The organism is Kitasatospora sp. NPDC001664 (assembly GCF_053596675.1).
The window spans coordinates 53,023-72,879 of the sequence record NZ_JBSFGS010000022.1 but is presented as its reverse complement, the minus strand read 5'-3'; the positions used below and the strand labels follow the sequence as shown (position 1 = coordinate 72,879).

Sequence of the window (19,857 nt, the reverse complement as noted above, 5' to 3'; positions counted from 1 at the left end):
GCACATCAGCACAGCCTCGCGCCCCTGGCGTAGCCACGTACAGCCTCGCGCCCGGGCGGCGGAGCCGCACATCAGCACAGCCTCGCGCCCCTGGCGTAGCCACGTACAGCCTCGCGCCCGGGCGGCGGAGCCGCACATCAGCACAGCCTCGCGCCCCTGGCGCGTGTGCCTACTGGCTGCCGCGCTTGGCCACCGGCTTGACCGGGGGTGCGGAGGCGTCGATGGCGGCCAGGGAGCGGCGGACCTGGTTGCGGTCGTCGGTGTACCAGAAGTCGGGCATCGAGGACTTGAAGAAGCCGCCGTAGCGCTTGGTCGCCACCCGCGGGTCGAGCACCGCGACCACGCCGCGGTCCTCCGCCGCACGGACCAGCCGGCCGGCGCCCTGCGCCATCAGCAGCGCCGCGTGGGTGGCGGCCACCGCCATGAAGCCGTTCCCGCCCCGTGCCTCGACGTCCTTCTGACGGGCGCTCATCAGCGGGTCGTCCGGCCGCGGGAACGGGATCCGGTCCATCACCACCAGCTGGCAGGCGGAGCCGGGCACGTCGACGCCCTGCCAGAGCGACAGCGTCCCGAACAGGCAGGTCGAGGAGTCCGAGGCGAACTCCCGGATCAGCTCACCCAGGGTGTCCTCGCCCTGGAGCAGGATCCGGTGGTCCAGCCGCTCCCGGAGCGCCTCCGCCGCCGCCTTGGCGCCGCGCATGGAGGAGAACAGCCCCAGCGTCCGGCCCCCGGCCGCGTCGATCAGCTCGGCCAACTCGTCGAGCATCTGCGGGCGTTCGAGGTCCCGCCCGGGCTCGGGGAGGTGGCGGGCGACGTACAGGATGCCCTGCTTGGGGTAGCTGAACGGGGAGCCGACGTCCAGGCCCCGCCAGTACGGCGGGGTGGTCTCGTCCTGGACCAGCTCCGGCTCGTCCTCGCGCCGGACGTCCGGGAGGCGGCCCTCGGCCGGGAGGCCGAGCGAGGCGGCCACGCCGGTGAAGTCGCCGCCGAGCTTGAGGGTGGCGGAGGTGAGGACGACCGAGCGTTCCTTGTACAGGGCCTCCCGGAGCAGGCCGGAGACGCTCAGCGGGGCGACCCGCAGGGAGGCCGTGCCGGGGCCGAAGCGGTCGGTGCGCTCGATCCAGACGACGTCGTACTCGGAGCCCTCCAGCAGGCGGTCGGCGGTCTCGTGCAGGCTCTCGGCCGAGGCCATCGCCTGCTTGCGGACGGCGTCCTCGTCGGTGAGCGCCTTGTCCCTGGTCTCGCCCAGGGAGGTGATGATCTGGCGGGCGGCGTCGCGGATGGCGGTGACCGCGTAGCCGAGGTACTCGGGGAGCTCACCCTCGACCCGGCCGGGCTGGGCGGTCTCCATCAGGCCGTGGTAGTTCTCGGCGGCGGCCTGGAGGGCGTCCACCGCCTTCTCGTTGGCCAGCCTGGCGGCGCGCTTGACGGCCCGGTTGACGGCGCCGACGGTGAGCTCGCCGGTGGCGGCGCCGGTCACCCGGTTCACCAGCTCGTGGGCCTCGTCGACGATCAGCAGGCCGTGCTCGGGGAGGACCGGGGCACCCTCGATGGCGTCGATGGCGAGCATCGCGTGGTTGGTGACCACCACGTCGGCCAGCTTGGCCCGCTCACGGGCCTGCTCGGCGAAGCACTCCTGGCCGTAGGCGCACTTGGTGGCGCCCAGGCACTCCCTGGAGGTCACCGACAGCTGGGCCCAGGCCTTGTCGGAGACGCCCGGCGACATGTCGTCGCGGTCCCCCGTCTCGGTCTCCTCGGCCCACTCGCGCAGCCGCAGCACGTCCTGGCCGAGCTTGCCGGTGGGGCCGCCGAGGGCCTCGACCGGGTCGAAGAGGCCCTCGCCCTCGTCGCTCGGGGTGCCCTCGTGGACGCGGTGCAGACAGACGTAGTTGGAGCGCCCCTTGAGCATGGCGAACTGCGGACGGCGCCGCAGCACCGGGTGCAGCGCCTCCACGGTGCGCGGCAAGTCCCGCTCCACCAGCTGGCGTTGGAGCGCCAGCGTGGCGGTGGCCACCACCACCTTGTCCCCGTGCGCGAGCGCGGGGACAAGGTAGGCGAGGGACTTTCCGGTGCCGGTGCCGGCCTGCACCAGGAGGTGCTCGCCGCTGCCCACCGCGTCGGCGACGGCGGAGGCCATCGCGACCTGACCCGGGCGCTCGACACCCCCGACGGCCTCGACGGCGGTGTGCAGCAGCTCCGGGAGCGCGGCGCGGGTGACGGGCGCCGGGGCCTCGGCGGTGCCGGGCAGGGCCTGGGGTGCGGAGTCGTTCGTCATGGCCCGCCCAGCCTACGGCGTGGGAGTGACAATCCGGTCCTGCCTGGCCGGGGCCGGGGCGGGGACCGAGCCGCCGAGGTGGAGCGGATTGGGCACCTGGCCGTGCACGGCGGCGTGCGGACGCTCCGGGCGGTCCCGGTAGCCGTCCAGCAGCAGCCGGTTCCGGTTCAGGCAGAGCCGGTCGATCCGCGGGGTGAAGAGGTCGAAGAGCCGGAAGCGGTCGCCGAGTTCGGGGAAGCGCCGCTGGTGGGCGGTGATCCGCTCGCGCAGCAGCTCCCAGAACTCGCTCTCCGGGACGCCGAGCTGACGCTCGAACAGCGGGGCCAGGTAGCGGAAGACCCCGATGAACAGGCCGGAGTGCAGGAACTGGCAGAGGAAGGCCGGGGGTTCGCGCAGCAGCACCCCTCCGACCTCCCCCGGCAGGCCGTCCAGTTCGGGCAGCGGTTGGTCGCTGATGTTGACGTCGTCGACGAAGTCCTTGACCGCGAGGCGGGCCGGGGCGTCGTGCTGGTCGAAGACGATGATGGCGTTCTCGCCGTGCGGGGAGAAGACGGTGCCGTACTTGTAGAGGAAGTGCAGCAGCGGCGGCAGCATCACGGCGAACAGCCGGCGCAGCCAGTCCCGGGCGGGCAGCCCGGAGCGGGCGACCAGCTCGGCCACCAGGGCTCGGCCGTCCGAGCCGGTCTGGAGCAGCGAGGCCAGGGTGCGGGCCCGCTCGTGCGGGGCCAGGTGACGGCCGAGCGGCTCGCGCCAGATGGCGCCGAGCAACTCCTTGTACTGGTAGGGGACTTCCGGCAGGTCCCGGTAGAGCGGATGGTCCACGGTGACGGAGGCGATCTCGCCCAGCAGGATCACCCGGCACTCGTCGCGCAGGAACGGGTCGCCGTCCCGCAGGCCGTGGATCCAGGAGGTGACCGCGGGGGCGGCCAGCGTGCGCTCGGTCGGCAGGCCGCGCCAGACCAGGGTGTTGAGCACCGAGAGCGGGAGCTTGACGGTGCAGCGCTCGGGGTGGCTGAGGTTGAAGAAGCTGCGGATGGACTGCTGGGGCAGCCGCAGGTCCCCGTCGCTGGGCAGCGGGACGATCAGGCCCTCGGCGATCCAGGGGGCGAAGAGCGGCAGCAGCACCTCGTCCCACTGCCAGGGGTGGACCGGGAGCAGCAGGAAGTCCGGGCCCGCCAGCGCGCGGAACTCCGGGCTCAACTCCTGCTCGTAGAGCCCGTCCTGGCCGCGGTACTCGGCCAGGCTGCGGTGCACCGCCAGCCAGGGCAGCTGCTGCGGCTTCCGGGCCTCCGGGGTCCAGTCGGCGGCGTCCCGGGCGGAGAGGCCGAGCCGGCCCTTGTTCGGCACGATCCAGGGGTGACCGCCCTGCCGCCCCTCCAGGCCGACGTGGTCCAGGTCGGCCAGCTCGGCGGCGGTGAGCTCCTCGGCCAGCAGCCCGGCGTCGGCCATCAGGGTGGCGGTCAGCTCGCGGACCAGGTGGCCGACGGTGTCCCCGGAGAGCCCGAGGGTGGTGCGGGCCAGCTGGAGCAGCCGCAGCGGGTCCCCCGCCGGGTCGGCCGCGCAGACCACCGACGCCGGGTCCACCAGCCAGCTCCCGTAGGCGCCCCGGCGGGCGGTGAACCGGTAGACGGCGCCCGGGAGTTCGAGCCGGTAGCCGTCGCCGTCCGGCTCGGGGACGAAGAGCTCCTCGTAGGCGAACTCGCCGATCATCTTGGCCAGCATCGCCCGGCGGGCCCGTTGCCAGAGCGCTGCGGTGAGCTGCGCTGGTCGGTGGAGCTCAGTGGGTGACAGCGGCACGGTTCGCCTCCTGCGGGCGTGGGAGCGCGGGGACGGGCACACCGCCGGGTCGGGCGGTGTGGACGGGCGGGGCGAAGCTGGTCCAGGCGGTGCGGTCGGGCAGCTGGTGCACGGCGCGGCCGGTGACGGCGTTCAGGATCACGGCGGCCCGGTGGGCGCCGAGCCCGAGGTCGGGTGTGCCGACCCCGTGAGTGTGCAGCTCCGCGTTCTGCACGTACAGACCGCCGGTCAGCCCGGGCCGGGTGGCGACCCGGTGGTCCAGGTCCACCTTGAACCGGCCCTGCTCGTCCCAGTCGATCAGCTCGGCCACCGGGTCCAGCGCGGCCGGGCGGACCGCCCGGTAGCCGGTGGCCAGCACCACGGCCTCGGTGCGGACCACGTGCGCGGCCCCCGAGTCGCCCTGGCGGCAGACCAGTTCGAAGCCGCCGCAGGGACCGGCCAGTGCCTCGGTGACGGCGGTGCCGGGGCGGATCTCCACCGGGTCGGCGTCCATCGGGCGGCCGATGGTCCGCTCGTAGAGCAGGTCGTGGATCTCGGCCAGGGTCTCCGCGCTGGCCGCCTTGTGCAGCTGCCACTGCTCGTGCACCAGCCGGTCGCGGACCTCACCGGGCAGGGTGTGGAAGTGCCGGGTGTAGTCGGGGGTGAAGTGCTCCAGGCCGAGCTTGGAGTACTCCATCGGGGCCAGTGCCCTGGTCCGGGTGAGCCAGCGCAGGCGGGTGCCGTCGGTGCCGCGGGTGCGCAGCAGGTCGAGGAAGACCTCGGCGCCGGACTGGCCGGAGCCGACCACGGTGACGTCCTTCGCCCCGTCGAGGCGGTGACGGTTGGTCAGGTAGCCGTCCGAGTGCCAGACCTGCGGGTGGCCGCGGAGTGCGGCGAAGGCCTCCGGGACCACCGGTTCGGTGCCGACGCCGAGCACCAGGTTGGCCGCCCGGTGCTCGGCGCCGCCGGCCGTCACCCGGTAGAGCCCCTCCTCGGGCTCCCAGTGCACGGCGGTGACGGGAGCGCCGAAGCGGCAGTTGGGCAGCCGCTCGGCGGCCCAGCGGCAGTAGTGGTCGTACTCGCGGCGGGCCAGTTGGAAGCGCTCGGCGAAGTAGAACGGGAAGAGCCGCTGCTGCTCGCGCAGGTAGTTGAGGAAGGACCAGGGGTTGGTGGGGTCCACCAGCGAGACCAGGTCGGCCAGGAACGGCACCTGCATCCGGGCCCCGTCCACCAGCATCCCGTGGTGCCAGCGGAACTCCTCCCTGGCGTCGCAGAACAGCGTGCGCAGCCCGTCCACCCGGTCGGCCAGCGCGGCCAGCGAGAGGTTGAACGGGCCGATGCCGACGCCCAGCAGGTCGTACGGTTCGGGCTGCGGGTTGTCCATCTCGTCCTAGCCTCGGCAGGTCACGGGAGCGGGGTGCGGGGTCGTGGGGCAGCGGGTCGTGGGGCAGCGGGTCGTGGAGCGCGCCGTCGCGGCAGCGCCGGTCACTGACGCAGCATCAGCGCGGCGCGCTTCTCGGGCAGCTCCAGCTCGGCGACGGCGGTGAAGCCGGCCCGTTCGAAGGCCCGCAGCGACGCGGTGTTGGTCAGGTCCGGTTCGGCCACCAGGCGGCTGTGGTCCGGGGCGGCCAGCAGCTCCTCGGCCAGCGCGGCCAGCAGCACCGCGCCCAGCCCCCTCCCCCGGTGCTCCGGCGGGCCGATCAGCAGGTGCAGGCCGGTGTCCCCGGGCTCGGCCGGGTAGTGGTCGGCCAGCCGGTCGGCCTCGGCCCGGTAGAGCTCCCAGTAGCTCATCGGGGTGCCGTCCAGCAGCCCCAGGTACGGGGTGCTGTGGCTGCCGGGGGCCAGCTGCGGGGCGAGGTGGGCCGCGGTGGTCTCCGGTGGTCCGGCCAGTTCCCAGTAGCGGCTGACCGCCGGATCGTTCATCCAGCCGGCCAGCAGCGCCAGGTCGCGCTCCGGGTCCACCGGGCACAGCTCGAACTCCCCCGCCGGGGTGGACGTCACCAGGGTGGAGGTCCTCACCGGGCCGCCACCGGGTTGGGGATGTCCACGTAGACGGACTGGGTGGCGACCGGGCCGACCAGCTCGTCCATCCCGTTCAGCCGGGTGAGCAGGTTGGCCTTGCAGTGCAGCTGCTCGCTGCCGAGCAGCAGCGCGGGCAGCCCCGAGCCGGTGGCGGCGGCCTGCGGGCCGGCCAGGAAGCCGCGCAGCGCGGCCAGCAGCACGGGCTCCTCGGCCAGGCCCTGGGAGCCGAAGGCGCCGATCAGGCCGAGCACGTGGTTGATGCCGAGGTAGTAGGCGAAGTGCTTGTCGATCACCCGGTCCGGCAGGAAGGTGTCGCTCTCCCGTCCGATCCCCGGCAGCCTGGCCTCCAGCCGGGCGGCCGCGGACTCGCGGAAGTAGTAGCCCTGGTTGTCCCGGTAGCGGCCGCCGACCGGCCAGCCGGCCTGGTCCAGCAGCACCAGGCTGTTCTGCTGGTGCGCCTCCAGGGCGATGCCGCCCCGCCCGTCCAGCCAGAGCACCGGGAGCACCACGGCGTCCAGGTAGCGCAGGAACCACTCGGTGGCCACGGTCTGCACCGTCCGCCCGCTGACGGCGGCCAGACGCCGCACCACCGCGCCGAGCCGGGAGGAGACCCGCTCCCCGTACGGGCGCTCGGCGACCAGCCCGGCCACGCAGAGCGCCCGGTCCCGCAGTCCGAACGGCTGCTGACGGAGCACCACGTCCAAGCCGTTCGGGTCGGCGCCGCCCGGCAGGTCCACCCCGAGCCAGGCGGGGTCGCGGACGATGTCGAAGCCCGGGTGGGCGGCCTGCCACTCGGCGGCCAGGCCGGTCTCCAGCAAGCGGTGCACCTCCAGGCCGCGCAGCAGCTCCTTGCGGAGGTTCTCCCGGCGGGAGTTGGTGATCCGCAGGCCGAGCGAGAGCTTGAGCATCCACGGGGTGCCGGGGCGGCAGACGGTGCGCACCGAGGAGGTCGGGTGCCAGGGCTCGCCCTGCTCGCCCAAGTCGTGCAGGGCGCCGCTCGCCAGCAGCCCGGCGATCTCCGGCCGGAGCGCCAACTCGCTTGCCTGCCACGGGTGCAGGGGAAGCGCGGCGGTGCCCTCCGGCAGCCGGACGCCGTCCCCGAGCAGCCGGGCGGTGAGCTGCTCGGCCGGGACGCCGACCGCCGAGCCGGAGGCCAGCAGCTCCCGGGAGACCGCGAACCAGTGCAGCCGGAAGGAGCCGCGCAGCTCCGGCGAGTACGCGGCGCTCTGGGCCGGCCCGAGACCGTCGCGGCTCTTCGGGGTCGGGTGCAGCGGATGCCCGAGCAGCAGCGCCTGCTCCGCCTCCAGGAACGGCCAGGCCTCCTCGGCCGCGTCCGCGGCGCTCCCCCGGTGACCCAGGATCTCGGCGGTGCGCAGCACCGAATCGGCCACCCGGGCCGCCAGATCGGTGAGTTGGCCGGCCTCGGGCCGTTCGGCGGTGGCCCCGGCCACCAGGGTGGCCACCGTGACCACGTCCACCGGCAGCCCGGCCAGGGTCACCTCGCCGAAGCGGTGCCACCCGGCCGGCGACCAGTACCGGACCGGCGCGGCCAGCTCGGCCGCCCCGCCCAGCACCGGCACCCGGAGCACCCCGTCCGGCCCAGGACGTGCGCCCGTCTCCCTGGTCCAGCAGCGCAGCAGGCTCTCCGTCCCGGCCTGCTCGGCGGCCACCGCGGGGTCGGCATCGAGCAGTCTGTCCCGGACCGGCCGCGCGGTGGCGGGCGCGGCGGGCATCCCGGTGGATCGGACGGACGGGGCTCCGGCGGAAGCGGCAGTGCTCAGGACGGTGCTCAAGGCTGCTCCTTGGGGCGAGCGGAGGTGCGGGCGCCGGGAGTACGGGAGAACGGCTTCGGGGCGACACCGGAAGCGGCGTCGGGGGAACGGCCGAGGCGCGTGGGGCCGAGGGCGCCGACGTGCCCAGCGAACTGCCCGCTGCCGGGTGATCACAAGATCAGCTCACTCGTTGTGGTGAACCTCAAGCGATCACTCACCCGTTGGAGTGGCCCGCTCCGGACCGACACGGTGCCGCACCGAGCCGCTCCGTACTCCGCTCCGTGACCTGGCGGTGGGAGGATCTCCCCGCAGTGTCCACGGGGGACGACGGGGGGACGGACAGTGGGATCGACGTCGATACGCACCGCGGTGACGGCAGTGGTGGTGGGGGCCGCCCTGCTCACCGGGTGCGGCAGCACGACCGGGGGGACGTCGCACGACTGGAAGCTGCCGGCCGCCGAGCGCAGCCGGTGGCAGGGTGAACTCTCGGAGCGCTGGGCCAAGTTGAAGGACTGGCGGCCGGAGGACTGGGACCGCTGGGCCCGCGAGCACGTCTTCCGCAACCCGGTGGTCCGCGACCTGTGGGAGCCGGAGCGGATGACCACCGCCGAGCCCCAGCAGCCCGGCCCGCCGCTCACCGAACCGGCCGCGGGCCGCGACCCGGCCGGACGCGACCTGAGCGACCCCGAGCCGACCGCCGTGCAGGCCGTCCCGGTGGAGCGCCCGTACACCCGCTACCCGGCCTCCGGGAAGGTCTTCTCCACCGCCCCGGGCGGCGGCACCGGCCAGTGCTCGGCCACCGTGGTCGCCGACCCGGCCCGGCCCGGGAAGAGCAACCTGGTCTGGACGGCGGGGCACTGCGTCCACGAGGGGGCGGGCGGCGGCTGGTTCCGCAACCTCATCTTCGTTCCGGCCTACAACAGTTCGGGGGCCGCGAGCAGCAAGAAGAAGCCCACCATGGCCGAGGTGGCACCGCTCGGACAGTGGTGGGCGGACCAGGTGATCAGCTCCCCGCAGTGGATCGCCGAGGGCGGCCACAGCGGCAACGCGGCCAACCAGTACGACTTCGCCGTCCTGCGGGTGCACAACCCGGACGGCGACGGGCGCTCACTGGAGGAGACGGTCGGGACCGCGGTGCCGGTCTGGTTCGACGCGCCGCGGGACCAGCTCTCCATCTCGGCCTGGGGCTACCCCTCGTCGAAGCCGTACGACGGACGGGAGTTGAACCGCTGCGACGGCGGCCGTCCGGTCCGGCTGTCGTTCGATCCGGCGAGGCCGCCCATGCTCAGCATCGGCTGCACCATGACCTCCGGTTCGAGCGGCGGCGGCTGGTTCGCCACCATGCCGGACGGTCGCACCGCCCTGGTCAGCAACACCTCGATCGGCAACCTCGCCCACACCGCCCTCAACGGCCCGTACCTGGAGTCGGTCGCCCGCCAGGCCCTGGAGTACGTCTCCCGCAAGGCCTAAGTGGCAACACCAGGGGCGCGGGGAACTGCGCGCTTCGGGAGGCGGCCCACCTGCAACTGACCCACCGTCGGCCAGTTGCAGGTGCTGCCTTTCCACCCCGCGCCCCTGGTGCGCTTCCGCGAACGTCAGCTGGTGACGACCGCGTAGCGCTCGAGCTCGGCGGCCAGTTCGGCCGCGACCTTGGCGTGCAGCAGGGTGCCGTCGGCGGTGTGCTCCGCGGAGATCGGCTCGCCCTCGGCGTGCACCCGGGAGACCAGGTCCCCACGGGTGTACGGGATCAGCGCGCGGACCTCGATGGCCGGCCGCGGCAGCTCCTTGTCGATGAGCTGGAGCAGCTCGTCCATGCCCTGCCCGCTGCGGGCCGACACCACGATGGCGTGCGGCTCGCGCCGCAGCAGCCGCTGGAGCACCAGCGGATCCGCCGCGTCGGCCTTGTTGATCACCACGATCTCCGGCACGTTCTGCGCGTCGACCGAGACGATCACCTCGCGGACGGCGGCCAGCTGGGTCTCCGGCTCGGGGTGCGAGCCGTCGACCACGTGCAGGATCAGGTCGGCCTCGGCGACCTCCTCCATGGTCGAGCGGAAGGCCTCGACCAGGTGGTGCGGCAGGTGCCGGACGAAGCCGACCGTGTCGGCCAGGGTGTAGATCCGGCCGCTCGGGGTCTGGGCCCGGCGGACGGTCGGGTCCAGGGTGGCGAACAGCGCGTTCTCCACCAGGACGCCGGCCCCGGTCAGGCGGTTGAGCAGCGAGGACTTGCCGGCGTTGGTGTAGCCGGCGATGGCCACCGAGGGGATCTGGTTGCGACGGCGCTCCTGGCGCTTGGTGTCGCGGCCCTTCTTCATATCGGCGATCTCGCGGCGCAGCTTCGCCATCTTCTCGCGGATGCGGCGCCGGTCGGTCTCGATCTTGGTCTCACCGGGACCACGGGTGGCCATGCCGCCGCCGGAGGAGCCGGAGCCACCACCACCCATCTGCCGGGACAGCGACTGACCCCAGCCGCGCAGGCGGGGCAGCATGTACTGCATCTGGGCGAGCGAGACCTGGGCCTTGCCCTCCCGGCTCTTGGCGTGCTGGGCGAAGATGTCGAGGATCAGGGCCGTCCGGTCGACGACCTTCACCTTGACGACGTCCTCCAGCTGGATCAGCTGGCCCGGGGTCAGCTCACCGTCGCAGACCACGGTGTCGGCGCCGGTGGAGGCAACGATGTCGCGCAGCTCCTTGGCCTTGCCGGAGCCGATGTAGGTGGCGGGGTCGGGCTTGTCACGGCGCTGGATCACGCCGTCGAGCACCTCGGAGCCGGCCGTCTCGGCGAGGGCGGCGAGCTCGGCCAGCGAGTTCTCCGCCTCCTCGGCCGTGCCGTCGGTCCAGACCCCGACGAGCACCACGCGCTCCAGGCGGAGCTGGCGGTACTCGACCTCGGTGACGTCCTGGAGTTCGGTGGAGAGTCCGGCGACGCGGCGCAGCGCGGCGCGCTCGCTCCGGTCGTACTGCTCACCGTCGTACCGGTCGAAGGCCTCGTCGATCGCCGCGAGGTCCTCGTCCATCAGGGCTTCCGCCCGGAGGTCCGCGATCCGGCTGGCGGAGTCGCGGTTTTCGTTGCGGCTGTCGAACGTGGAGGTCAATCTCATCCTTAGGTAGAGCGGGAGGGGCCGGTGCGGCCCGCGCGCCGAGGAGTCTGCCCCGTATGTCGCCCCGATACCACGTGGCGAGTCGAGCTACCCCTCAAGGCCGTGACCGGCACCGGAACCACTTCGTCCGGTGAACGCCACGGACCGGCCGTGAATTCCCCCCGATGGTCGCACGCCCGCCGCCACCCGGTCACCCTCATTTCGCCGGGCCACTCCCACCCGGTACACGTCGTAGACCCCGGAGACCCGCAGCATCGCCCGCATCAGCACCGGCAGCACGGCGGCGTCCGGCAGCTCGACGGTGTAGGTGTGCCGGACCCGGAGCTGCTGCGGGGGCTCCACCTCGGCCGCCATGATGCCGACGCCCTCGGCCGACATCGCCGCCGTCAGGTCGGCCAGCAGGCGGGGGCGGTTCAGCGCCTCGGCCCGCAGGGTGGCCCGGAAGCCCTCGGCCGGGCGGGCGCCCGGCACCCAGCGGGGCCGCACCGGTACCCGGCCCTCGGCCCGCAGCTGCTCGGCCGCCGGACAGCCCGTGCGGTGCACCGCCACGGTGCCTCCCCGGATCGGGTAGCCGGTCACCTCGTCCGGCGGCACCGGGGTGCAGCAGCGGGCCAGCCGGGCCTGCACCCGGGGCAGCCCGGGGACCGTGACCGCCGGCTCGCCCCGGTCGGCGGCGGGCGGCGCGGGCGGCACGGGGGGCTGCACCGGTTCCGGCGCCGGGTCCTCGGCGACGGCCGGGTGGCCGGCCAGCCAGCGCTCGATCGCCAACCGGGCGGCCGGGGTGCGGGCGTGCTCCAGCCACTCGGCCGCCGGGCCGGTCGGCTCCCCGCTCTCCTCGGTCAGCACCGCGACCACGTCCCCGTCGGCCAGCGGGGTGCGCAGCGCCACCAGGCGTCCGTTCACCCGGGCGCCCAGACAGCGGTGGCCGGTCTCCTCGCCGAGCAGGTAGGCGGCGTCCACGCAGGTGGCCCCGGCCGGCAGGTGCAGCGTCTCGCCCTGCTCGGTGACGGCGGTGATCTCCCGGTCGTCCGAGAGGTCGGAGGTGAGCGCCGACCAGAAGGTGTCCGGGTCCGGCGTCTCCTGCTGCCACTCCAGCAGCCTGGTCAGCCACCCCGGGCGTCCCGGGTCGGTCTCCTCGCCGCCCTCCGCCGCCTGGTGCGGGTCGCCCAGCGCGACCACGCCCGTCTCCGCCACCCGGTGCATCCGCCGGGTGCGCACCAGCACCTCGGCCACCTCACCACCCGGCAGGGCCACCGCGGTGTGCAGCGACTGGTAGAGGTTGAACTTGGGCGCGGCCACGAAGTCCTTGAACTCGCCCGGCAGCGGGGTCCAGCAGGTGTGCAGCTCGCCGAGCACCGCGTAGCAGTCGGCGTTCTCCTCCACCACCACCAACAGCCGCCCGAAGTCGGCCGGTTGGAGCTGCTGGGGCAGCCCGTCCGGGCCGGCCGCGGCGGTCCGCTTCAGCAGCACCCGGTGGACGGAGACCGCGTGCCGCGGCCGGACCGTCACCTCTGCGGCGACCTTGGCCTCGGCGAGCTGACGGGTCAACGCCTCGGCAAAGGGCTGGAGCAGCTCGTCCGGCCGCTCCTCGTAGGCGGTGACCAGCGCCCTGGTGCGGGCGTACTCCTCCGGGTGCAGGGTGGCGAAGACGATGTCCTCCAACTCCGCCTTCAGCACCTGGATCCCGAGCCGCTCGGCGAGCGGGATCAGCACGTCGCGGGTGACCTTGGCGATCCTGATCCGGCTGGCCGGCTTCATGTGACGGATCGTCCGCATGTTGTGCAGGCGGTCGGCCAGCTTGATGACCATCACCCGGACGTCGTCGCCGGTGGCCACCAGCATCTTCCGGAAGGTCTCCGCCTCGGCGGCGGCGCCGAAGTCCACCTTCTCCAACTTGGTGACGCCGTCCACCAGGTAGGCCACTTCCGGGCCGTACTCCTCGGCGACCTGATCCAGCGTCACCTCGGTGTCCTCGACCGTGTCGTGGAGGATGGACGCCACCAAGGTCGTCGTCCCGGCGCCGAGTTGGGCCAGGATCATGGTGACGGCGAGCGGGTGGGTGATGAACGGCTCACCGCTCTTGCGGGTCTGGCCGCGGTGGCTCTCCTCGGCGGTGCGGTACGCCCGTCCGAGCAGGGCCAGATCGGCGTTGGGGTGGTGGCGGCGGTGGGCCTGCACGATCGGCTCGATCGCGTCCGGCAGCGGGGTCCGGTCGGTGGCCAGCAGCGCGGCCCGCCCCGCCCGTCCCAGGGCGACCCGGTTGAGGCGCACCAACGCGCGCCTCCCCACCTCGGCATCGACGGTCATCCGCACCTCCGGCAGCGATGGTCCATGCTACCGAGCACAGCACGTTCCGCACCCGCCCGCCCCCGTACCGTCACCTCCACCACCCGAACGGGCGGATTCACGGCGCCGACAAACGGGAAGCGGGGCGCTCGCGCGAAGGCGGCGACGCCCGGGGCGCGAGGAACGTACGGGGTGATGCCGGGGGCGCGGGGAACTGCGCGCGGGGGAACAGCAGCACGTGCAACTGGCTGACGGTGGGTCAGTTGCCGGTGAGCCGCCTTCCGATTCGCGCAGTTCCTCGCGCCCCCGGGATCACCATCCAGGTCAGATGGCGAGCGTCCCGGAGGCGACGATCTCCGCGGGGCCGGTCATCTCGATGCGGGAGTCGGGGTGCTCGGTGATGCGGAGGGTGCCGCCGGGGAGGTCGACGGTGTAGGTGACGGGTGCGCCGGTCTCGGCCGGAGCGAGGTGGTGGCGGCGGGCGGCCGCGACGGCGACGGCGCAGGCGCCGGTGCCGCAGGAGCGGGTCTCGCCGGAGCCGCGCTCGTGGACCCGCATCGCGACGTGCCGCGGTCCGCGCTCCACCACGAACTCGACGTTGACGCCCTCGGGGTAGACGCCCTCGGTGACGCCGGGGGCGTCGTACAGGGTGCCCGCGTCGGCGAGGTCGTCGACGAAGGCGACGGCGTGCGGATTGCCCATGTTGACGTTGAGCGCGGGCCAGCTGTGGTCCCCGACCGTCACGTCGACCGGGCCGGAGTCGGGCAGGGCCGCGTACCCCATGTCGACGGTGACCTCACCCGATTCGGCCACCACGACCTCGCGGACTCCCGCCCGGGTGGCCACCGCGAAGGCGCCGGTTCCGGCCAGTCCGGCCTCGACCAGGTAACGGGCGAAGACCCGGACCCCGTTGCCGCACATCTCGGCGATCGAACCGTCGGAGTTGCGGTAGTCCATGAACCACTCGGCCCGGTCCGCCATGCCCTCCGCCGCCGGGTCGGCCGCCGAGCGGACCACCCGGAGCAGCCCGTCCCCGCCGACGCCGGCCCGGCGGTCGCAGAGCAGGGCGACCTCGTCCGCGCCGAGGTCGAGCTTGCCGTCCTGGTCGGGGATGATCACGAAGTCGTTCTGGGTGCCGTGCCCCTTGAGGAAGGGGAGGCCGAAGGTCTGGGAAACCGATGCCGATGCGCTCACAGCGCCGATGGTACTGACCCGGGCCGCTCAGGCGGCGAGCCGTACCACCCGCCAGACGGCGAGGCCGACCGCGACCACGGCGATCAGGGTGTAGATCAGGATGGAGCGCCGGCTGGCCCGCAGCCCGCTCCCCCGGCGCGGCACGCCGGGCCACTTGTACCCGGCCATCCGGGCGGCCATCGCGCCCCAGCCGACCGAGGCGGCGGTGAGCAGCATGCCGAGCATCCCGATCATGGCGGCGCCGCGGTCCCCGGAGCCGAAGGCGAGCGGGAAGGCGAACATCATCGAACCGAAGGTGGCGACCGCCGCGATCGGCAGGGTCTGCCACCAGCGCAGCCGCTTGCGGGGCCGGATCTCGCGCTCGTGCACCACTCCGGGTGCGGCGAGGTCGGCGAGCACGGGGAGCGCCACGGCGTAGGAGGTCGGCTCGGGCAGGGCGAGCTCGGCGCTCAGACTGCTCAGCTCCTCCGTCTCCGGGCCGGTTCCCGTGGACACGCGGCCTCCCCTGACGGTGCGACACGGGCCCGCGGGCCCGCTGCTGGTGAGGCGGATCGAACGACCTGCCTCCGGATGCTCTCGATGATGGCATGTCCGATCCGGCCGACAGCCGGTTCGACGGGCCCCCGGGTGATCCGTGGCCAGGACGTGATGTGCCCGTAACCCTCAGTTCGTCGTGCACCCGCAGCTGCACCGGCAGCGTGGCCGGAAACCGCCCCGGCCTGGTCAGATCTGACGGGCGGTCAACTCCAGCGAGCGCTCCAGGAGCTCCACCGGGTCGGCCCCGGCGGGGCGGGAGAGCCAGTGGATCCGGTCGTCCCGGCGGAACCAGGACTCCTGGCGGCGGGCGAACCGGCGGGTGGCGCGCACGGTCTCGGCCTTGGCCTCCTCTTCGGTGCACTCCCCCGCGAAGAAGGAGAGCACCTGCTGGTAGCCGAGCGCCCGGGAGGCGGTCAGCCCGTCCCGCAGGCCCCGGCCCTCCAGGGTCCGGACCTCGTCCAGCAGGCCGGCCTCCCACATCCGGTCCACCCGCAGCTCGATCCGCTGGTCCAGCTCCGGCCGGGGCACCTGGACGCCGATCTGGACCGTCTCGTAGACGGCGGTGTTGCTCGGCAGGTTGGCGGTGAACGGCTGCCCGGTGATCTCGATGACCTCCAGCGCCCGGACGATCCGCCGGCCGTTGCTGGTCAGCACCGCCTCGGCGGCGGCCGGGTCGAGCACGGCCAACCGCTGGTGCAGCACGTACGGGCCCTGTTCGGCCAGCTCGGCCTCCAGCCGGGCCCGGACCGCCGGGTCGGTGCCGGGGAAGTCCATCTCGTCGATGGCGGCCCGGACGTACAGGCCGGAGCCGCCGACCAGCACCGGGGTGCGGCCCTCGGCCAGCAGCCGGTCCATCTCGGCCCGCGCCAGCCGCTGGTACTCGGCCACGCTGGCGGTCTCGGTGACGTCCCAGACGTCCAGCAGGTGGTGCGGGATGCCGCCGCGCTCCTCCTGGGTGAGCTTGGCGGTGCCGATGTCCATGCCCCGGTAGAGCTGCATCGAGTCGGTGTTGATCACCTCGCCGCCGAGGCTGCAGGCGATGGCCACCGCGAGGTCGGACTTGCCGGCGGCGGTGGCGCCGACCACCGAGACGACGCGGGGCTGGGGGGTGGAGGAGGAGCTGCTCACGGGCCAAGTCTCGCAAAGATCGGGAGTGGCGCCGTGTCGTCGGCGGTCACCCTGGGGAAGTATGAGTATGGAATGACCGATTTGCCCCGCCCCGAGCGGTGGGGCCCGCCGAAGGAGAGCGACTGACCATGGGCCTGATGGACAACCTCAAGGGCAAGGCCGAGGAGCTCAAGGGCAAGGCCAGCGAGCTCGCGGGCAAGCACGGCGACAAGATCGACCAGGTGGTGGAGAAGGCCGGGGCGGCCGCGGACAAGGCCACCAAGCACAAGTACACCGACAAGATCGAGACCGGCACCAGCAAGGCCAAGGGCGCGGTCGACCAGTTCGCCGCCAAGCCCAAGGACGACGGCCCGAGTCAGAACTGACCGCCCGTCAGCTCCAGGAGGCGACGAAGTACCCGACCCCGTACGGGGCCTCGTCGTACCGGAGCCGCCCGCTCAGCCCGGCGCCCTGCGCAGCTCCCGCGAGGACCTGCCAGGGCGCCCGGCCGTCCGCCTGCAGCTCGGCCGAGAGTGCCGGGTCCAAGGCCCTGAGCGCCTCGGTGTCGGCCTCGGCCAGCGCCTTGGCGGCGTGCACGTCGTACGGCTCGGCCCGCTCGTCCAGGTAGCCGGGGGCCTTGACGGTGCGGCAGGCGCTGCCGCCGCCGAGCACCAGCAGCCCGACCCGGTCGGCCAGCTCGGCCAGGCCCTCGCCGAGGCCGGTCAGCCGCTCCACCGGGGCGTCCGCGGGGACGGCGCAGGCGTGCGTGGGCACCGTGATCCCGGCCTGCTCCAGCAGCCAGGCCCCGACGGTCAGCGAGGGCGCGAGCTCCGGGCCCTCCGCCACCGGCCCGGGCAGCCGGACCACCCGGGGCACCCCGTAGCGGTGGAACGACCCGATCCCGCCCTCGGTCCACACCCCGGGCTCCGGCCCGGCGCCGACCACCACGACCAGGTCGACCTCACCGAGCTCCCGGACCGCCTCCAGGCACTGCTCCCGGAGGACGTCGAGCTCGGACGCGGCACCGGCGGCCACCTCGGGCACGAGCAGCGGCGGGCAGGGGCAGACGGCGGCGGCGACAAGCATGTCGATCACTCTAACGGGCAAGGCCCCGGAGAGCCGTGTGCTCCCGGGGCCTCGTGACGCGTCGGAGATCAGGCGTCGCAGCAGCCACCCGTGGGCGCGAGCGGCAGCGGGGCCGGGGCGCCGATCTTGGGGAGGCCGAGCAGGACGCCGGCCGGCTTGGCCGGCGGGGTGCCCTGGCGCTTCTCCCACGCGTCGCCCGCGCGGGTGCGGCGGACCGACAGGGTCGGACCCTCCGCCAGCAGGTGGTGCGGGGCGGCGTAGGTGATCTCGACCGTCACCACGTCGCCCGGGCGGACCGGCTCGACGGGGCGGGTGAAGTGGACCAGCCGGTTGTCGGGCGCCCGGCCGGAGAGCCGGTCGGTCCTGTCGTCCTTCTTGCCCTCGCCCTCGGCGACCAGGACCTCCAGCACCCGGCCGACCTGCTTCTTGTTCTCCTCCCAGGAGATCTCCTCCTGGAGGGCGACCAGCCGCTCGTAGCGCTCCTGCACCACGGCCTTGGGGATCTGGCCCTCCATCTCGGCCGCCGGGGTCCCGGGGCGCTTGGAGTACTGGAAGGTGAAGGCGTTGGTGAAGCGGGCCTCCCGGACCACGTGCATGGTCTGCTCGAAGTCCTCCTCGGTCTCGCCCGGGAAGCCGACGATGATGTCGGTGGAGATCGCCGCGTCCGGCATCGCCTCGCGCACCTTGCGGATGATCCCGAGGAAGCGGTCCTGCCGGTACGAGCGGCGCATCGCCTTGAGCACGGTGTCCGAGCCCGACTGCAGCGGCATGTGCAGCTGGTGCATCACGTTCGGCGTCTCGGCCATCGCGGCGATCACGTCGTCGGTGAAGTCGCGCGGGTGCGGCGAGGTGAAGCGGATCCGCTCCAGGCCCTCGATCTGCCCGGCCGCCCGGAGCAGCTTGGAGAAGGCCTCCCGGTCACCCAGGTCGGAGCCGTAGGCGTTGACGTTCTGCCCCAGCAGGGTGACCTCGATGACGCCCTCGCCGACCAGCGCCTCGATCTCGGAGAGCACGTCGCCGGGGCGGCGGTCCTCCTCCTTGCCGCGCAGCGCGGGGACGATGCAGAAGGTGCAGGTGTTGTTGCAGCCGACCGAGATCGCCACCCAGGCCGCGTACGCCGACTCGCGCCGGGTCGGCAGGGTGGACGGGAAGGTCTCCAGCGACTCCAGGATCTCCACCTGGGCCTGCTGCTCGATCCGGGCCCGCTCCAGCAGCGCGGGCAGGTGCCCGATGTTGTGGGTGCCGAACACCACGTCGACCCACGGGGCCTTCTTGACGATGGTGTCGCGGTCCTTCTGCGCCAGGCAGCCGCCGACGGCGATCTGCATCGCCTTGTGCTGCTGCTTGTCGGCGGCCAGGCGCCCGAGGTTGCCGTACAGCTTGTTGTCGGCGTTCTCGCGCACGGCGCAGGTGTTGAACACCACCAGGTCGGGCTGCTCGCCGTCCTGGTCGGCCTTCACGTACCCGGCGTCCTCCAGCAGCCCGGAGAGGCGCTCGGAGTCGTGCACGTTCATCTGGCAGCCGTACGTGACGACCTTGTAGCTCTTGGAATCCTGGCTCGTACCCACGGACCTAGGGTACGTGGAAGCGGATCGGGCTCCTCGCCCCTCTCCCCATCCGGCGCCCGGCCTGGCAGTATCCAACCCCATGACCTGGAGACCCCGTGCCGCCCTGCGCACGGCGGCCCGCAGCCGGCTCGGCCGGGTGGCCGCCGTGTTCCTGCTGGTCGTGGGCGCGGCCGGGGGCTGGTGGGCCACCGCCGCCGACCGGACCGACTACCCGCGCGGCGAGACCGGCTTCGCCACAGGCGTCCCCCGGGGCGTGTACGACCGGTACGGGATCCTGCTGCGCACCTACCTGCACGACAACCTCCCCGGGGTCGAACTGCGGCTCGACAACTCCCAGGGCTCCGTCGACAACCTCGACCGGGTCGCGGCCGGGCGGGACTCCTTCGCCATCGCCACCGCCGACGCGGTGGCCAGCTACCGGGGGGACGGCAGGGACCGGATCCGCGCGATAGCCCGGCTCTACGACGACTACCTCCAGCTGGTGGTGCCGGCCGACTCGCCGGTGCAGCGGACCGCCGACCTCAAGGGCAGGCGGGTCGGGGTCGGGCAGAGCCGGTCCGGCGTCCAGCTGGTGACCCGGCGGCTGCTGGCCTCGGCCGGGCTGGACCCGGACGTGGACGTGTCGGCCTCGATGCTCGGTGTCGGCGACGCCGCCGACCAGTTGAGGAACGGTCAGCTCGACGCCTTCTTCTGGTCCGGCGGGCTGCCGACCAACGCGCTCACCGACCTGTCCGAGCGCTTCCCGATCCGGATCGTCCCGCTCGGCGACCTGGCCGAGGCGGTCCAGCACGTCGAGGGCGGCGGGGCCGACGCGTACCGCGCCGCGACCATCCCGGCCGACGTCTACCCCAAGGCCCACCCGGTCGGCACCGCGGTCGCCACGCTGGCGGTCCCGAACCTGCTGATCACCCGTGAGGACGTCGACTCCGCCCTGGTCCAGCGGATGACCAAGGCCGTGATCGACAGCCGCGACCGGATCGGCTCCGAGGTCCACGCCGCCCAGGTCGTCGACCTCCGCACCGCCGTCTACACCGACCCGCTCCCCCTCCACGCCGGCGCCAGCGCGTACTACCGCTCCGTCAAGCCGTAGGCACCGCGGGGGCTGGCGAAGGTGGCCACCCCGGGGGCGCGAG

At 73.5% G+C, this 19,857-nt stretch carries 15 protein-coding genes; 3 read left to right on the top strand and 12 right to left on the bottom strand.

All coding sequences use genetic code 11. The features are described from left to right. Nucleotides 1–169: 169 nt before the first annotated feature. The 5 genes from ACWCYY_RS27910 to ACWCYY_RS27890 form a co-directional block, all read right to left on the bottom strand. Nucleotides 170–2,275, bottom strand: coding sequence for an ATP-dependent DNA helicase (locus ACWCYY_RS27910; RefSeq protein WP_345288837.1), 2,106 nt, complete (start codon nucleotides 2,273–2,275; stop codon nucleotides 170–172). A gap of 12 nt (nucleotides 2,276–2,287) precedes the next feature. Further along, complete coding sequence (locus tag ACWCYY_RS27905; protein WP_449797629.1) at nucleotides 2,288–3,997, bottom strand: IucA/IucC family protein; 1,710 nt, start codon at nucleotides 3,995–3,997, stop codon at nucleotides 2,288–2,290. A gap of 55 nt (nucleotides 3,998–4,052) precedes the next feature. Next, nucleotides 4,053–5,435, bottom strand: a complete 1,383-nt coding sequence (locus ACWCYY_RS27900; protein ID WP_449797595.1) for a lysine N(6)-hydroxylase/L-ornithine N(5)-oxygenase family protein — start codon at nucleotides 5,433–5,435, stop codon at nucleotides 4,053–4,055. 101 nt (nucleotides 5,436–5,536) lie between these two features. After that, nucleotides 5,537–6,052: a GNAT family N-acetyltransferase gene (locus tag ACWCYY_RS27895; protein WP_380149846.1), complete on the bottom strand. Its 516-nt coding sequence runs from the start codon at nucleotides 6,050–6,052 to the stop codon at nucleotides 5,537–5,539. 14 nt (nucleotides 6,053–6,066) lie between these two features. After that, nucleotides 6,067–7,806, bottom strand: coding sequence for an IucA/IucC family protein (locus ACWCYY_RS27890; RefSeq protein WP_449797628.1), 1,740 nt, complete (start codon nucleotides 7,804–7,806; stop codon nucleotides 6,067–6,069). Between the two features lie 408 nt (nucleotides 7,807–8,214). Between ACWCYY_RS27890 and ACWCYY_RS27885 the strand changes: the two genes are divergently transcribed. Continuing rightward, nucleotides 8,215–9,315, top strand: a complete 1,101-nt coding sequence (locus tag ACWCYY_RS27885; RefSeq protein WP_449797594.1) for a trypsin-like serine peptidase — start codon at nucleotides 8,215–8,217, stop codon at nucleotides 9,313–9,315. A 125-nt stretch (nucleotides 9,316–9,440) separates the two neighbouring features. On the opposite strand, the gene hflX is transcribed toward ACWCYY_RS27885, so the two are convergent. The 5 genes from hflX to miaA all read right to left on the bottom strand — a co-directional run bounded on the left by hflX (nucleotide 9,441) and on the right by miaA (nucleotide 16,091). Then, complete coding sequence (gene hflX, locus ACWCYY_RS27880) at nucleotides 9,441–10,946, bottom strand: GTPase HflX (protein ID WP_380149844.1); 1,506 nt, start codon at nucleotides 10,944–10,946, stop codon at nucleotides 9,441–9,443. 87 nt (nucleotides 10,947–11,033) lie between these two features. After that, entirely contained in the window at nucleotides 11,034–13,253 is a 2,220-nt protein-coding gene (locus tag ACWCYY_RS27875) for a RelA/SpoT family protein (protein ID WP_449797593.1), read from the bottom strand. A gap of 303 nt (nucleotides 13,254–13,556) precedes the next feature. Continuing rightward, nucleotides 13,557–14,426 carry a diaminopimelate epimerase gene (gene dapF / locus ACWCYY_RS27870; protein ID WP_345288831.1) on the bottom strand — a complete coding sequence of 290 codons (870 nt, stop codon included), beginning with the start codon at nucleotides 14,424–14,426 and terminating at the stop codon, nucleotides 13,557–13,559. Nucleotides 14,427–14,453: 27 nt separating this feature from the next. Beyond that, on the bottom strand, nucleotides 14,454–14,921 hold the full coding sequence (locus tag ACWCYY_RS27865) for a hypothetical protein (RefSeq protein ID WP_345288830.1): 468 nt from the start codon (nucleotides 14,919–14,921) through the stop codon (nucleotides 14,454–14,456). Between the two features lie 228 nt (nucleotides 14,922–15,149). Continuing rightward, the gene (miaA, locus tag ACWCYY_RS27860; RefSeq protein WP_449797592.1) at nucleotides 15,150–16,091 is read right to left on the bottom strand and encodes a tRNA (adenosine(37)-N6)-dimethylallyltransferase MiaA; all 942 of its coding nucleotides are present in this window, start codon (nucleotides 16,089–16,091) and stop codon (nucleotides 15,150–15,152) included. A gap of 128 nt (nucleotides 16,092–16,219) precedes the next feature. Here miaA and ACWCYY_RS27855 point away from each other — a divergent pair, with 128 nt between their 5' ends. Continuing rightward, entirely contained in the window at nucleotides 16,220–16,456 is a 237-nt protein-coding gene (locus tag ACWCYY_RS27855) for an antitoxin (RefSeq protein WP_345288828.1), read from the top strand. A 7-nt stretch (nucleotides 16,457–16,463) separates the two neighbouring features. Here ACWCYY_RS27855 and ACWCYY_RS27850 read toward each other — a convergent pair whose 3' ends face one another. Both ACWCYY_RS27850 and miaB read right to left on the bottom strand, forming a co-directional pair. After that, complete coding sequence (locus ACWCYY_RS27850; RefSeq protein WP_449797591.1) at nucleotides 16,464–17,156, bottom strand: class III extradiol dioxygenase subunit B-like domain-containing protein; 693 nt, start codon at nucleotides 17,154–17,156, stop codon at nucleotides 16,464–16,466. Between the two features lie 68 nt (nucleotides 17,157–17,224). Next, a complete protein-coding gene (gene miaB, locus ACWCYY_RS27845; protein ID WP_449797590.1) occupies nucleotides 17,225–18,724 on the bottom strand; it encodes a tRNA (N6-isopentenyl adenosine(37)-C2)-methylthiotransferase MiaB in 1,500 nt (499 codons plus the stop codon). 79 nt (nucleotides 18,725–18,803) lie between these two features. Between miaB and ACWCYY_RS27840 the strand changes: the two genes are divergently transcribed. Further along, nucleotides 18,804–19,814: a TAXI family TRAP transporter solute-binding subunit gene (locus ACWCYY_RS27840; RefSeq protein ID WP_449797589.1), complete on the top strand. Its 1,011-nt coding sequence runs from the start codon at nucleotides 18,804–18,806 to the stop codon at nucleotides 19,812–19,814. Nucleotides 19,815–19,857: the final 43 nt, after the last annotated feature.